This is a genomic window from Pseudomonas yangonensis, assembly GCF_009932725.1.
Lineage (GTDB): Bacteria > Pseudomonadota > Gammaproteobacteria > Pseudomonadales > Pseudomonadaceae > Aquipseudomonas > Aquipseudomonas yangonensis.
The window spans coordinates 86,434-99,806 of record NZ_BLJU01000006.1 but is presented as its reverse complement, the minus strand read 5'-3'; the positions used below and the strand labels follow the sequence as shown (position 1 = coordinate 99,806).

At 62.4% G+C, this 13,373-nt stretch carries 14 protein-coding genes and 1 tRNA gene; 6 read left to right on the top strand and 9 right to left on the bottom strand.

Annotated features, from left to right (window positions below; all coding sequences use genetic code 11):
* Positions 1 to 25: 25 nt before the first annotated feature.
* The 7 genes from GYB81_RS11420 to GYB81_RS11390 all read right to left on the bottom strand — a co-directional run bounded on the left by GYB81_RS11420 (position 26) and on the right by GYB81_RS11390 (position 6,928).
* The gene (locus GYB81_RS11420) at positions 26 to 568 is read right to left on the bottom strand and encodes a glycine zipper 2TM domain-containing protein (protein WP_161867565.1); all 543 of its coding nucleotides are present in this window, start codon (positions 566 to 568) and stop codon (positions 26 to 28) included.
* 118 nt (positions 569 to 686) lie between these two features.
* On the bottom strand, positions 687 to 1,604 hold the full coding sequence (gene secF / locus GYB81_RS11415) for a protein translocase subunit SecF (RefSeq protein ID WP_161867564.1): 918 nt from the start codon (positions 1,602 to 1,604) through the stop codon (positions 687 to 689).
* 9 nt (positions 1,605 to 1,613) lie between these two features.
* Positions 1,614 to 3,482, bottom strand: coding sequence for a protein translocase subunit SecD (gene secD / locus GYB81_RS11410; RefSeq protein ID WP_161867563.1), 1,869 nt, complete (start codon positions 3,480 to 3,482; stop codon positions 1,614 to 1,616).
* A gap of 70 nt (positions 3,483 to 3,552) precedes the next feature.
* A complete protein-coding gene (yajC, locus tag GYB81_RS11405; RefSeq protein ID WP_024309267.1) occupies positions 3,553 to 3,882 on the bottom strand; it encodes a preprotein translocase subunit YajC in 330 nt (109 codons plus the stop codon).
* Between the two features lie 41 nt (positions 3,883 to 3,923).
* Positions 3,924 to 5,039: a tRNA guanosine(34) transglycosylase Tgt gene (gene tgt, locus GYB81_RS11400; protein WP_161867594.1), complete on the bottom strand. Its 1,116-nt coding sequence runs from the start codon at positions 5,037 to 5,039 to the stop codon at positions 3,924 to 3,926.
* A 20-nt stretch (positions 5,040 to 5,059) separates the two neighbouring features.
* On the bottom strand, positions 5,060 to 6,103 hold the full coding sequence (gene queA / locus GYB81_RS11395) for a tRNA preQ1(34) S-adenosylmethionine ribosyltransferase-isomerase QueA (protein ID WP_161867562.1): 1,044 nt from the start codon (positions 6,101 to 6,103) through the stop codon (positions 5,060 to 5,062).
* Positions 6,104 to 6,142: 39 nt separating this feature from the next.
* A complete protein-coding gene (locus tag GYB81_RS11390) occupies positions 6,143 to 6,928 on the bottom strand; it encodes a substrate-binding periplasmic protein (RefSeq protein ID WP_161867561.1) in 786 nt (261 codons plus the stop codon).
* A 205-nt stretch (positions 6,929 to 7,133) separates the two neighbouring features.
* Here GYB81_RS11390 and GYB81_RS11385 point away from each other — a divergent pair.
* The 3 genes from GYB81_RS11385 (at position 7,134) to GYB81_RS11375 (ending at position 8,372) form a co-directional block, all read left to right on the top strand.
* Positions 7,134 to 7,218: transfer RNA gene (locus GYB81_RS11385), tRNA-Leu, on the top strand.
* Positions 7,219 to 7,557: 339 nt separating this feature from the next.
* Positions 7,558 to 7,770 (top strand): cold-shock protein, encoded by a 213-nt coding sequence (locus GYB81_RS11380; protein WP_003246255.1) that lies wholly within the window; start codon positions 7,558 to 7,560, stop codon positions 7,768 to 7,770.
* A 104-nt stretch (positions 7,771 to 7,874) separates the two neighbouring features.
* Positions 7,875 to 8,372: an RDD family protein gene (locus GYB81_RS11375; RefSeq protein ID WP_161867560.1), complete on the top strand. Its 498-nt coding sequence runs from the start codon at positions 7,875 to 7,877 to the stop codon at positions 8,370 to 8,372.
* Between the two features lie 63 nt (positions 8,373 to 8,435).
* On the opposite strand, the gene lptG is transcribed toward GYB81_RS11375, so the two are convergent.
* Positions 8,436 to 9,500 (bottom strand): LPS export ABC transporter permease LptG, encoded by a 1,065-nt coding sequence (gene lptG / locus GYB81_RS11370; RefSeq protein WP_161867559.1) that lies wholly within the window; start codon positions 9,498 to 9,500, stop codon positions 8,436 to 8,438.
* A complete protein-coding gene (gene lptF / locus GYB81_RS11365) occupies positions 9,493 to 10,611 on the bottom strand; it encodes an LPS export ABC transporter permease LptF (RefSeq protein ID WP_161867558.1) in 1,119 nt (372 codons plus the stop codon). The genes lptG and lptF overlap by 8 nt, the downstream gene beginning before the upstream one ends.
* 143 nt (positions 10,612 to 10,754) lie before the next feature.
* Here lptF and GYB81_RS11360 point away from each other — a divergent pair, with 143 nt between their 5' ends.
* The 3 genes from GYB81_RS11360 (at position 10,755) to GYB81_RS11350 (ending at position 13,295) form a co-directional block, all read left to right on the top strand.
* Entirely contained in the window at positions 10,755 to 12,242 is a 1,488-nt protein-coding gene (locus tag GYB81_RS11360; protein ID WP_161867557.1) for a leucyl aminopeptidase, read from the top strand.
* Positions 12,243 to 12,362: 120 nt separating this feature from the next.
* The gene (locus GYB81_RS11355; RefSeq protein WP_161867556.1) at positions 12,363 to 12,782 is read left to right on the top strand and encodes a DNA polymerase III subunit chi; all 420 of its coding nucleotides are present in this window, start codon (positions 12,363 to 12,365) and stop codon (positions 12,780 to 12,782) included.
* 60 nt (positions 12,783 to 12,842) lie between these two features.
* Positions 12,843 to 13,295: a DNA polymerase III subunit chi gene (locus GYB81_RS11350; RefSeq protein WP_161867555.1), complete on the top strand. Its 453-nt coding sequence runs from the start codon at positions 12,843 to 12,845 to the stop codon at positions 13,293 to 13,295.
* The last annotated feature ends 78 nt before the right edge of the window (positions 13,296 to 13,373 follow it).

The window sequence follows — 13,373 nt, the reverse complement described above, 5'->3', positions numbered from 1 at the left end:
GGCGTTTTTTTATTACTCGAATTTATCACTGAGTCTGCTGCACCAGCACCAGCTCGCCCTGCTTGTTGACCGGAATACGGCTGCCCGGATCACGGTCCATGCGAACGGTGCCGACCTTCTCGCCCAGTTGATACTTCACGTCGTAGCCCACCAGCTTCTCGCTGGTATCGGTCACGGTGTTGCAGCGGGTTTCAGTGGTGGTGTAGGTGTCACGCTGCTGCATGCCTTCCTGAATCTTGTTGCCGGCGTAACCACCGCCGACCGCGCCGGCCACGGTGGCGATCTTCTTGCCAGAGCCGCCGCCAACCTGATTACCCAGCAGACCACCGGCGATGGCGCCGATAGCAGTGCCGGCGATCTGGTGCTGATCCTGCACCGGACGCTGACGGGTAACGGTCACGTCCTTGCACACCTCACGCGGTGTTTTCACGGTTTCGTTGATCGGCGTTACCGCCAGCACCTCGGCATAGTCGGGACCGCGATCAACCAGACTGTAAGTGGCCACAGCACCACCAGCGGTCACACCCACAGCACCCAGTACGGCACCTACCAACATTGACTTGTTCATTTTATGTGTCTCCTAGGCTCGGCGACTCGCGCCCTTCTCCTCGCCTAGGACAGCAAAAAGCCGCGACAAGTTCGTCTTGCCGCGGCTTTCGCTGACTTTCTTGAAGCCGGTCACATCATCAGGGGCGACCGTCGTCCGCCTCGGCTTCCGCCACCGGAGGAATCAGATCCTCCACGCTGAGCTTAAGCCATACCAGCACCGTGGCGCCGATATAGACCGACGAGTAGGTTCCCACCACAACACCCACCAGCAAGGTCAGGGCGAAGGCTGCCAGCACGTCACCACCGAAGAACAGCAGTGCCAACAACGCCAGGGCGGTGGACAACGATGTAGCGATGGTACGCAGCAAGGTCTGGGTGATTGAAATGTCTACGTTGTCGATCAGCGAGGTCTTGCGCAGCACACGGAAGTTCTCACGGATACGGTCGTAGATGATGATGGTGTCGTTGAGCGAGTAGCCGATCATCGCCAGGATGGCAGCCAGCACGGTCAGATCGAACGGAATCTGAAAGAATGCCAGCACGCCCAGGGTGATCACCACGTCATGCACCAAGGATGCGATGGCACCAACGCCGAACTTCCACTGGAAGCGGAACGCCAGGTACAGCAGGATGCCGCCGAGTGCCAGGAGCATGGCGATACCGCCCTGGTCACGCAGCTCCTCACCTACCTGCGGGCCGACGAACTCGACGCGCTTGACCTCAAAGCGCATCGCCTCATCGACTTTGCGCAGCGCAGTTGCGACCTGATTGCCGAGGTCGGGATCGTCGCCAGCCAGGCGTACCAGCACATCGGTGCTGGCGCCGAAACTCTGCACCACGGCATCGTTGTAACCCGCCTGGCCCAGCTCGGTCTTGATCAGATCGAGATTGGCTGGCTGCTCGTACTGCAGCTCGATCAGGGTGCCACCAGTGAAATCCAGGCCGAAATTAAGCCCCTTGGTGAACAGCGCCCCGAGACCGATCAGCGTCAGCACGACCGTAATGGAGAAGGCGATATTGCGGATCGCCATGAAACGAATGGTTGATTTGATCATGGCTGCACCTCAGATCCACAGCTTCTTGACGTTGCGGCCACCGAAGATCAGGTTGACCAGACCTCGGGTGAACATGATGGCTGTGAACATCGAAGTGATGATGCCCAGAGACATGGTCACCGCGAAGCCTTTGACCGGTCCGGTGCCCATGGCGAACAGGATGCCGCCCACCAGCAAGGTGGTCAGGTTACTGTCGAGAATCGCCGAGTAGGCACGATCGAAGCCTTCATGCAAGGCGCGCTGCACGGGCAAACCATTGGCCAGTTCTTCACGTATCCGCGAGAAGATCAGCACGTTGGCGTCCACCGCCATCCCCAGCGTCAGCACGATACCGGCGATACCTGGCAGGGTCAGGGTCGCGCCGATGGCCGACATCAGGCCCACCAGCAGCACCAGATTGAACGCCAGAGCAACGGTCGCCAGCACCCCGAAGAAGCGATAGATGGCGATGATGAAGACGGCCACGAAGAGCATCGCCCACTCGGTCGAAGCGATACCCTTGGCGATGTTTTCGGCACCCAGGCTCGGACCGATGGTGCGTTCCTCGGCGAAGTACATCGGCGCCGCCAGGCCACCGGCGCGCAGCAGCAGCGCCAGTTCCGAGGACTCACCCTGGCCGTTCAGGCCAGTGATGCGGAACTGGCTGCCCAGTGCCGACTGAATGGTGGCCAGGCTGATGATTTTCTTCTCTTCGACGAACGAGGAAACGGCGACTTCCTGCTCGACACCGTCGACGGTCTGCCGCACGTAGCGGGTGACCGGCTTCTGCTCGATGAAGATCACCGCCATGCTGCGACCGACGTTGTTGCGCGTAGCGCGGTTCATCAGATCGCCACCGTGACCGTCGAGGCGAATGTTCACCTGCGGACGGCCATTCTCGTCGAAGCTGGCCTGCGCATCGGTGACCTGGTCACCGGTGATGATCAGCTCACGCTCGAGCTGCACCGGCGGACGGCCCTCCTCGCGGAAACCAAAGGCCTCGGTCGCACCGCGCGGCGCATCGAGATCGGCCTGCAGACGGAACTCCAGGTTGGCGGTCTTGCCGAGGATACGCTTGGCCTCGGCGGTGTCCTGCACACCCGGCAGCTCGACCACGATGCGGTTGGCGCCCTGGCGCTGCACCAGCGGCTCGGCCACGCCAAGCTCGTTGACGCGGTTACGTACCGTGGTGAGGTTCTGGCGAATGGAGTATTCGCGAATCTCGGCAATCTTCGCCTGGGTCAGACCCAGTTGCAGAATCTGCTGACCATTGCGCTCGACGGTGGTCAGCTCGAAATCGTTGTAATCCTTGCGGATCAGACGCTGGGCTTTTTCCAGCGTGTCGCTGTCGGCAAAGCCGAGCTGAATGCGACCGTTGCTTTCCGGCATGCTGCGGTAGCGTACGCGCTCCTTGCGCAGCAGGCTCTTGATCTCGCCTTCGTAGACCTTGCGGCGCACATCCAGCGCCTTGTCCATGTCGACTTCCAGCAGGAAGTGCACACCGCCGGACAGGTCCAGGCCGAGCTTCATCGGGCTCGCACCCAGGCTGCGCAGCCAGTCAGGGGTGGTTTGCGCCAGGTTCAGCGCCACTACGTAGTCATCGCCCAGCGTGCGGCGGACGATGTCCTTGGCCGGCAACTGGTCATCCTGCTTGGTCAGACGAATCAGGCCGCCACGGCCACGCTCGTCGATGCTGGCAGCCTTGACGGCAATGCCGGCATCGGTCAGCGCCTTGCTGGCGCGGTCGACGTCCGTCTGCTCGATGCTCAGCGCCGAACTGGCACCGCTGATCTGTACGGCAGGATCATCTGGATAGAGATTGGGAATGGAGTAGACCAGGCCGATCGCCAGTACGGACAGAATCAGCAGGTACTTCCACAGAGGATATTTATTGAGCATGAACGAGCCGCCCGCTTATGACGCGGGGCGCTAAAAGCGCCCCGTCGAATGAAAACTAGAAAGAACCGAATCAGATGGCTTTCAGCGTGCCCTTGGGCAGGGTGGCGGCGATGGCCTGTTTCTGGAACTTCAGCTCGACAGTGTCGGACACCTCGATCACCACGAAATCGTCGGTAACCTTGGACACCTTGCCAGCGATGCCACCGCTGGTGACCACTTCGTCGCCCTTCTGCAGGCTGCCGAGCAGGTTCTTGTGCTCTTTGGCACGCTTGGCCTGCGGACGCCAGATCATCAGATAGAAGATGACCAGGAAGCCGATCAGGAAAACCCACTCGAAACCGCTGCCGGCAGGACCGGCAGCCGCGGTGTCAGCGTAGGCGGCGGGAATGAAAAAGCTCATGTAACACTCCTAATGGAAAGGATCTTCAAACGTACGGGAAATCAGTCCAGAGGCGGCACAGGAAGGCCGCGTTTGGCATAGAAGGCTTCGACAAAGGCGGCCAATGTACCCTGTCCGATAGCCTCGCGCAAACCAGCCATAACCCGCTGATAATGCCGCAAGTTATGGATGGTATTGAGCATGCTACCGAGCATTTCGCCGCACTTGTCCAGATGATGCAGGTAAGCGCGCGAGAAGTGTTTGCAGGTGTAACAGTCGCAGGTCGGGTCCAGCGGCGAATCATCGAGCTTGTGCACCGCGTTGCGGATCTTCACCACGCCGGTATCGACGAACAGGTGACCGTTGCGCGCATTACGCGTCGGCATCACGCAGTCGAACATGTCCACGCCGCGGCGCACGCCCTCGACCAGGTCTTCCGGCTTGCCCACGCCCATCAGATAGCGCGGCTTGTCGGCCGGCATCTGCGGCGGCAGGAAGTCGAGCACGCGGATCATCTCTTCCTTCGGCTCACCGACTGACAACCCGCCGATGGCCAGGCCGTCGAAACCGATCTCGCACAAGCCCTCCAGCGAGCGCATGCGCAGCTCTTCGTGCATGCCACCCTGGACGATACCGAACAGCGCCGCCGTACTCTCGCCATGGGCGGTCTTGGAGCGCTTGGCCCAGCGCAAAGACAGCTCCATAGAGCGCTTGGCCACATCGAACTCGGCCGGGTACGGCGTGCATTCGTCGAAGATCATCACGATGTCCGAGCCCAGGTCACGCTGCACCTGCATCGATTCTTCCGGGCCCATGAACACCTTGGCGCCGTCTACCGGCGAGGCGAAGTACACACCCTCTTCCTTGATCTTACGCATCGCCCCCAGGCTGAACACCTGGAAACCGCCGGAGTCGGTGAGAATCGGCCCCTGCCACTGCATGAAGTCATGCAGGTCGCCATGTTTCCTGATCACCTCCATGCCCGGCCGCAGCCACAGGTGGAAGGTGTTGCCGAGGATGATCTGCGCGCCGATGTCTTCGACATCGCGCGGCAACATGCCCTTGACCGTGCCGTAGGTGCCCACCGGCATGAAGGCCGGCGTTTCCACCACGCCACGCGGGAAGGTCAGGCGGCCGCGACGGGCCTTGCCGTCGGTAGCCAGCAACTCGAAGGACATGCGACAGGTGCGCGACATACTCAAACCTCGGGCCCGCGCGCGGCGGGGTTGCGGGTGATGAACATGGCATCACCGTAACTGAAGAAGCGATAGCCCTGCTCCACCGCCGCGCGATAGGCGGCCATGGTCTCGGCGTAGCCGGCGAAGGCCGACACCAGCATCAGCAGGGTCGACTCGGGCAGGTGGAAGTTGGTAACCAGGGCGTCGACCACATGGAAGGGTCGGCCCGGGTAGATGAAGATGTCGGTATCGCCGCTGAACGGCTTCAACTCGCCACTCTGCGCCGCGGTTTCCAGGGAGCGCACGCTGGTGGTGCCAACGGCGACCACACGACCGCCACGGGCGCGACAGGCCGCCACGGCATCGACCACGTCCTGGCTGACCTCCAGCCACTCGCTGTGCATGTGGTGGTCTTCGATGCGCTCGACCCGCACCGGCTGGAAGGTGCCGGCACCGACATGAAGCGTCACGAACGCAGTTTCCACACCTTTGGCGCGGATCGCCGCGAGCAGCTCGTCATCGAAGTGCAGACCGGCGGTGGGGGCCGCTACCGCGCCCGCCTTTTCGGCGTAGACGGTCTGATAACGCTCGCGGTCGGCCTCGTCATCCGGTCTGTCTATATAAGGCGGCAGCGGCATATGCCCGACCCGCTCCAGCAGCGGCAGCACCGGTTCGGCGAAGCGTAGCTCGAACAGGGCATCGTGGCGCGCGACCATCTCGGCTTCGCCACCGCCCTCGATAAGAATCTGCGAGCCCGGCTTGGGCGATTTGCTCGAGCGCACATGAGCCAGTACCCGGTGCTGATCGAGCACGCGCTCCACCAGCACTTCCAGCTTGCCGCCGGACGCCTTCTGGCCGAACAGCCGCGCCGGAATCACCCGGGTGTTGTTGAACACCATCAGGTCACCGGGGCGCAGTTGCTCCAGCACATCGGTGAACTGGCCATGACGCAGCGCCCCGCTTGGCCCGTCCAGCTGCAAAAGACGACTGGCCCGGCGCTCGGCCAGGGGATGACGGGCGATCAGCGACTCGGGAAGATCGAAGTGGAAATCGGCAACACGCATGATTCGATTCGGAGGGGTATTTTTGCAGGGCGGCAAAGCTTACCGGATTTCCCCTGGTCCGACCACGTGAGCCTGCGGCGCATACTTGGCGACGATACGCGCCAGCGTGCCATCTCTTCGCAACGAGCGAATGGCGACGTTGAACGCCTCCAGCCGCCCCAATTGATCTCGATGCAACCGCAAACGCAACTGAGAGCGATGGATCGTCGGGCCTTCCTCCACCTGCCAGCTAGGGGCCCGAAGTTGCTCGTCCACAAGCTGCAGATAACGCCACTCGCGGCGATCGAGGATGCCAGCCTCACTGCGCCCCTGAGCGACGCTGTAGATCAGCGCCCGCACATCGGCACCATCGTTGCGCTGAAAGTGCTCGCTACCGGCATAGCCATAGCCACGCACCGTGGCGATGGCACGACCGCGCAAATCCTCGATACGGCTGTAGGGAAATGCCCGGCCCGGCGGGAAGATCAGCATCTCCTCGGTTTCCAGCACCGGTACCGTCCACGACGAGACCTGCGCTTGCTCCGCCTCACCGCGCCAGCTCTTGCTGACGCAACACTCGATCTGCAACTGCCCCTCGCGGAAAAGCTTCTGCGTGCGTAACGGCGGCAATGGATGACTGGCGTGCAACTGCTCCGGCAAGCGCTCATCCAGAGCACGCATGAACTCATGGAGGATGCCGCCGACGCGCGCCTCCTCGACTATCCAGTAGGGCGCCCAGCTTTCGTCGGTAACGGCATAGGTCAAGGTCTCGGCCCGAGCGACCGGCACAAGTAGCAGGCCGGCAACGAGCGCCCGGCATAACCCATTGATCACACCTTTCCCCATGACCGCATCACCCCGGGGCATTTATATAAGCGCCATATTCGGCAATCCAGATGACAGCCGCGATTCTAGCCGCAACCGCGATATAAAAGCCCGATGCCATCATCGCTGCCATTGGCCGTTAGTACAGGAACGCGCCGATAGCCGTTTACGGCACTGTCGCCGATTGACCGGCGCAAGGTGCATCCCTATACTGCGCCGCCATCATGCCCCGGTGGCGGAATCGGTAGACGCGGCGGATTCAAAATCCGTTTTCGAAAGGAGTGGGAGTTCGAGTCTCCCCCGGGGCACCACGATTCGAAGCCCGCAAGACATTGGTCTTGCGGGCTTTTTCGTATTGGCATTAGCAACTTGGGCAATTGTTGCAATTGCATGTTGCCGACACACTTTTCCGGCACCGCGGCAGGCCCCGTAAAACCTGGCTGGCGACCTTGCTGGCGGGGGTTGGCAATTGCGCAAAAGTTAGCGTAGAGTGATCGAACTGTTTGCATGGGTCGCTGTGAATCGTGACTCTGGTGCAGCAGATCATCTAGATCCGCTACATCCCGCTCGACTTCTATTACTCCTTGCAACCAGTCTCAGCCCTCTATTATTTGGAGGCTGTCATCAACTCTAGTTTCAAGGAAAAAGACATGTCGAATCGTCAGAACGGTACCGTCAAGTGGTTTAACGACGAGAAAGGTTTTGGTTTTATCACTCCCGAAAGCGGTCCGGATCTGTTCGTGCACTTCCGCGCGATCGAAGGTAACGGCTTCAAGAGCCTGAAAGAAGGCCAGAAAGTCAGCTTCATCGCTGTGCAAGGTCAAAAAGGCATGCAGGCCGACCAGGTTCAGATCCTGGGCTGATTGCCGCTGCTTTGAAGAACCCCTGATCTCGATCAGGGGTTTTTTTATGCCTGAGGAAAAGTCACGGTTAGAATGGCGCGCACTTTCGTCACAGCGAGCCCATCATGCCGAAACACCAGCTACGCCCGCAGGGAGACTTCCCCACAGCCGGGCTGATTCGTCGCCTGGCGGCCCTCTTCTACGATTTCCTGCTCTGCGTGGCACTGATCATGGTCGTCACCCTGATCTACCAGCAGGGCATTCTGCGCCTGATTCATGGCGGCGATACGCTGCTGGCGATGGCCGAAGCCGGCGCCCTGGACCATGACCCGATTCTCGCCAGCCTGGTGCTGCTGTCGCTGTTCGCCTTCTTCGCCAAGTTCTGGACGCATAACGGCCAGACGCTGGGCATGCAGGCCTGGGGATTGCGCATTCAGAACGCCGACGGCAGCGCCATCGATCTGTGGCAGGCCTTGCTGCGCTTCGTGGTCGCCATCGGTTCCTGGCTGTTCGCCGGCCTGGGATTTCTCTGGCTGCTGTGGGACAAGCAGGGCCGTACCTGGCATGACATCTATTCCGACAGCCGCGTGGTGCAACTACCGAAGAACATCCACAAGAAGTAACGCGCGGCAGATGCAAAAAAGCCGGCTCATCGAACCGGCTTTTTCATAGGCGCAACATCTTGCTCAGCCGGCACGCCGTAGCAGCCAGAAGCCGGCCAGCGCGCAGATGCCAGCCGGCACCAGCACCGCCAGCAGCGGCGAAAAGCCGAACACCAGACTGGACGGTCCCAGCAGGTCCTGGGCGATACGGAAAATGAAGCCGACCAATACACCGGTGAACACGCGCTGCCCCAGGGTCACCGAGCGCAGCGGGCCGAAGATGAAGGAGATCGCCATCAGCACCAGGGCAGCGGTCACCAGCGGCTGCAACACCTTGGTCCAGAACGCCAGCCAGTAGCGGGCGTTGTTCAACCCCTGCTCACCCAGATAGTGGATGTACTGCCACAGCCCGGTCACCGACAGCGCCTCGGGCTCCATCACCACAGTGCCGAGCAGCTCCGGATTGAGTTCGATGTCCCAGCGCTCCTCACGCTGATTGACCACCTCGGACCGGTCTTCATGCAGCAGCGTGGTCTGCACGTTGCTCAGCATCCAGTGATTGTCGCGGTACTCGGCACGACGAGCGAAACTGGCCGAAAGCAGGCGACGCTCGCCGTCGAAACGGTAGCGCGTGACCCCCAGCAGAACACCGCCTGGCTGTACGGCGTTGATATGCACGTACTCCTGCCCCTGACGATGCCACATGCCGCGCTTGGAACTCTGCGCTGCACCGCCGCCCTGCGCCAGCGCACGGTCGGCCTGGGCCTGGTTCTCGGTCAGCGGCGCAACGTACTCGCCGATCAGAATGCCGGCCAGCATCAGCACCAGCATGGGTTTCATCACCGCCCAGACGATACGCCCGATGGACACGCCAGCGGCGCGCATGATGGTCAGCTCGCTGTTGCTGGCCAGGGTGCCGAGACCGATCAGGCAGCCGATCAGCGCCGCCATCGGCAGCATCTCGTAGGCGCGGCGCGGCGCCGTCAGCAATACGTACCAGAGCGCCTGGGCAAGACCGTAGTCGCCCTTGTTCAGGTCGCCCAACTCGTCGATGAAGGCGAACAGCAGCGCCAGGCCCAGGATGACGCCCAGCACCGCCAGAATGGCATAGAACACCTGGGCGCCGATGTAGCGATCCAGCTTAGCCATGAGCCACCTCCGACGCACGACGGCTGGCCCACCACAGACTCAGACGCTCCCAGTACAGCAACGCAAGGCCGATGGCGAGGAAAATGCCGTGTACCCACCACAACCCCAACGCGGCGGGCAAACGCCCCTTGTCCAGTGCGCCACGCGCGGCGATCAGCAGCCCCAGATAAGCCATATAAAGGAAGATCGCCGGCAACAGCTTGAGGAAGCGCCCCTGACGCGGGTTGACCTTCGACAGCGGCACGGCCAGCAAGGTGACGATGAATACCAGCAAGGGCAGCGATAGACGCCACTGCAGCTCGGCCTGCATGCGCGGGTCGCTGCTGCCCAGCAGCTCACGGGTCGGCGTCGCCTCGCGCTCACTGGCTTCGATGGCCACCTCCGGTTTGGGCAGCAGCACGCCGTAGGTGTCGTACTGGATGGCGCGATAATCCGCCTCGCCCGGCTCGCCGTCATAGCGGTAGCCATTTTCCAGAATCAGATAGCGGCTGCCATCTTCCTGGATTTCCTGGCGCCCGCTCTCGGCCACCAGCACGGTGATGCCACGCTCGGACGCGCCATCGCTGGAGAAGCGCTTCTCCGACATGAACACACCACGCAACTCGCTGCGATCCGCCGATAGCTCCTGCGAATAAGTCACGCGCGAACCATCGCGCAGCGACTGGAAACGCCCGGGCACCAGGGTATCGAGCTCGGTCAGCGCATCCTGCTCGTTGAGGATGCGCGCTACACCGGCCACGCCTTGCGGCGCCAGCCCCAGGCTCAGCCAACCCACCAGCAATGCGATGACCAATGCCGGCGCCATACTGTAGGCCGTCAGGCGCTGCTGACTAACACCAGTGGCCGAGAGCACGGTCATCTCGCTGTCCAGATACAGGCGCCCGTAGGCCAGCAGGAAACCGAGGAACAGGCCCAGCGGCAGGATCAGCTGCAGGAAACCGGGAATCCGGTAGCCCATGATCAGAAACAGCACACCTGGGTCGAGCACGCCCTGCGCCGCCTGGGCCAGATACTTGATGAAACGACCGCTCATGATGATCACCAGCAGTACGGCACTCACCGCACTGAGGGTCACCAGCACTTCGCGGGACAGATAACGGAAGACGATCAAACCGGACGCTCCAGGGTTGTCAGGCTCAGGCGCGAGCGCTCAAACTAGCCGCACCTACTTGCCGGCCCACCCTAGGGTGGACCCTCGAAAAATGGCGGCCATTATCCGTCAAACCCGACTCTTTGTCTTGGGGACAGCTCACTATGGAATTCCTCGTCAAAAGCACCCGTCCGGAAACCCTGAAAACCGCCACCCTGGTGGTCGCCATCGGTGAGGGCCGCAAGCTCGGCATTGCGGCCAAGGCCGTGGACCAGGCCAGCAATGGCGCATTGAGCGCGGTGCTCAAACGTGGTGACATTGCCGGCAAGCCGGGTCAGACCCTGCTGCTGCACAGCCTGCCGGGACTCAAGGCAGAACGTGTGCTGCTGGTGGGCTGCGGCAAGGGCGACCTATCCGACCGCCAACTGCGCAAGTTGGTTGCAAGCGTGCACGGCGTGCTCAAGGGCCTGGGCGGCAGCGACGCGCTGCTCGCCCTGGGTGAACTCAAGGTCAAGGGCCGTGACGCCTACGGCAAGACCCGCCTGATCGTTGAAACCCTGGCCGACGGCACCTACCTGTTCGAGCAGTTCAAGAGCCAGAAGGCCGATCCGCGCGCGCTGAAGAAGATCACCCTGGCCGTCGACAAAGCGGAGCTGGCCGATGCCGAGCGCGCTCTGCAGCATGCACGTGCCATCGCTACGGGCGTCGCCTTCACCAAGGATCTGGGCAACCTGCCGCCGAACCTCTGCCACCCCAGCTATCTGGCGGACGAGGCCAGAGCCCTGGGCAAGGCGCACAAGAACCTCAAGGTCGACATTCTTGACGAGAAGAAGCTCAAGGAGCTTGGCGCCGGGGCTTTCCTCGCCGTGGCTCAGGGCAGCGAGCAGCCGCCGCGGATGATCGTCATGCACTACCAGGGCGGCAAGAAGGACGATAAACCCTTCGCCCTGGTCGGCAAGGGCATCACCTTCGACACCGGCGGTATCAGCATCAAGCCTGCTGCCGGCATGGACGAGATGAAGTACGACATGTGCGGTGCCGCTAGCGTGTTCGGCACCCTCAAGGCCGTGCTCGAACTGCAGCTGCCGATCAACCTGGTGTGTCTGCTGGCCTGCGCCGAGAACATGCCCAGCGGCCGCGCCACCCGCCCGGGTGACATCGTCACCACCATGAGTGGGCAGACCGTGGAGATTCTCAACACCGACGCCGAAGGCCGTCTGGTGCTGTGCGACACCCTGACCTACGCCGAGCGTTTCAAACCGCAGGCAGTGATCGACGTGGCCACCCTCACCGGTGCCTGTATTGTCGCCCTGGGCAGCAACGTCTCCGGCCTGATGGGCAACAACGACACGCTGATCAAGCAGATCCTCAAGGCCGGCGAAACCGCCGACGACCGTGCCTGGCAACTGCCGCTGTACGACGAGTACCAGGAACAGCTGGACAGCCCCTTCGCCGACATCGCCAACATCGGCGGGCCAAAGGCCGGCACCATCACCGCCGGCTGCTTCCTGTCGCGCTTCGCCAAGAACTTCCACTGGGCGCACCTGGACGTCGCCGGCACCGCCTGGATCAGCGGCGGCAAGGACAAAGGTGGCAGTGGCCGGCCGGTCCCGCTGCTGACCCAGTACCTGCTGGATCGCGCTAAAGCCTGATCCGGCATCCGGGCCATGCCTGTGTAGGAGCGGCTTCAGCCGCGATAATTCGCGAGTTATCGCGGATGAATCCGCTCCTACAGCATCCAGCCATCACTCCCTGACCTATTGAAACCCCTGATGCCCAGAATCGAGTTCTACGTCCTCTCTTCCGCTGACGCCCTGGGGCGCCTGCGCGCCGCCTGCCAACTGGCGCTCAAGGCCTGGAACGCTGGTTTGCCGGTGTTCGTACGCGCCAGTGACGAGACCCAGTGTGGCGAGCTCGATGAACTGCTCTGGAGCTTCAAGGGCGAGCGTTTCGTGCCCCACGATCTGCACCAGGATGCACCGCTGTCGCCCGTGGTGCTGGGCATCGACGAAGCCCCGAGCGCCGATCAAGGGGTATTGATCAACCTCGGCAGCAGCCTGTCGCCACACGTCGAGCGCTTCTCCCGCATCATCGAGATCGTCAACCAGCAACCCGAGTTACTCAGCGCCTGTCGCGAGAATTTCCGCACTTACCGCCAGCGCGGGTATGATCCGCAGCGCGTCGAACTTTAGTGGCCGTCGGCGCTCACAATTCAGGCTACTTCTGCCCTTTTGCCCGCCGCACCGACCGCCATGGACACTCCCAAGCCTCCGCAAAAACCTGCTCAGTTGCTGCACGACCTGGAGTCGATTCGCGAGCTGCTGGGTGACGACAGTTCCGAACCGCCGCTGCTGATCGACTCGCTCGACCCGGACAGCATTCCGGTGCTGTCCGACATCGTCAGCGCGCCGCCCGGCCCACCACCGCCCTTCCACGCCACGCAGGCTGCCAGGACCTCGCAGGCTCCCGGACCGACGGCACCCGCAGCCAGCACGGCTCCGTCCGCGAGCCCGCTGCGCGAGCGTATCGAGCCGCGCCTGCATGACAGCGCACGCGAGCTGCAGCACCTCAATGGAGAACTGCGCGCAGCGGCGCAACTGATCCTGCAGGATGTGATCGATGACTTCGTGCCGCAGATCGAGGCCGAACTCAAACGCCGCCTCGAAGCCCGCCTGCCGCGCCTGCTGCCGCCGCGCAAACCCTGACGCGCGCCAACCCACGCGGCGCGTCTGCACCCAGCGCCGCGCCATCGCCCTCTGACGCGCAGCCCTTACGCCGCAAGC

Coding starts and splice junctions, on each gene's coding strand:
- GYB81_RS11420 (WP_161867565.1), bottom strand. CDS start 568: ATGAACAAGTCAATGTTGGTAGGTGCCGTACTGGGTGCTGTGGGTGTG.
- secF (WP_161867564.1), bottom strand. CDS start 1,604: ATGATCAAATCAACCATTCGTTTCATGGCGATCCGCAATATCGCCTTC.
- secD (WP_161867563.1), bottom strand. CDS start 3,482: ATGCTCAATAAATATCCTCTGTGGAAGTACCTGCTGATTCTGTCCGTA.
- yajC (WP_024309267.1), bottom strand. CDS start 3,882: ATGAGCTTTTTCATTCCCGCCGCCTACGCTGACACCGCGGCTGCCGGT.
- tgt (WP_161867594.1), bottom strand. CDS start 5,039: ATGTCCTTCGAGTTGCTGGCTACCGACGGCAAGGCCCGTCGCGGCCGC.
- queA (WP_161867562.1), bottom strand. CDS start 6,103: ATGCGTGTTGCCGATTTCCACTTCGATCTTCCCGAGTCGCTGATCGCC.
- GYB81_RS11390 (WP_161867561.1), bottom strand. CDS start 6,928: ATGGGGAAAGGTGTGATCAATGGGTTATGCCGGGCGCTCGTTGCCGGC.
- GYB81_RS11380 (WP_003246255.1), top strand. CDS start 7,558: ATGTCGAATCGTCAGAACGGTACCGTCAAGTGGTTTAACGACGAGAAA.
- GYB81_RS11375 (WP_161867560.1), top strand. CDS start 7,875: ATGCCGAAACACCAGCTACGCCCGCAGGGAGACTTCCCCACAGCCGGG.
- lptG (WP_161867559.1), bottom strand. CDS start 9,500: ATGGCTAAGCTGGATCGCTACATCGGCGCCCAGGTGTTCTATGCCATT.
- GYB81_RS11360 (WP_161867557.1), top strand. CDS start 10,755: ATGGAATTCCTCGTCAAAAGCACCCGTCCGGAAACCCTGAAAACCGCC.
- GYB81_RS11355 (WP_161867556.1), top strand. CDS start 12,363: ATGCCCAGAATCGAGTTCTACGTCCTCTCTTCCGCTGACGCCCTGGGG.
- GYB81_RS11350 (WP_161867555.1), top strand. CDS start 12,843: ATGGACACTCCCAAGCCTCCGCAAAAACCTGCTCAGTTGCTGCACGAC.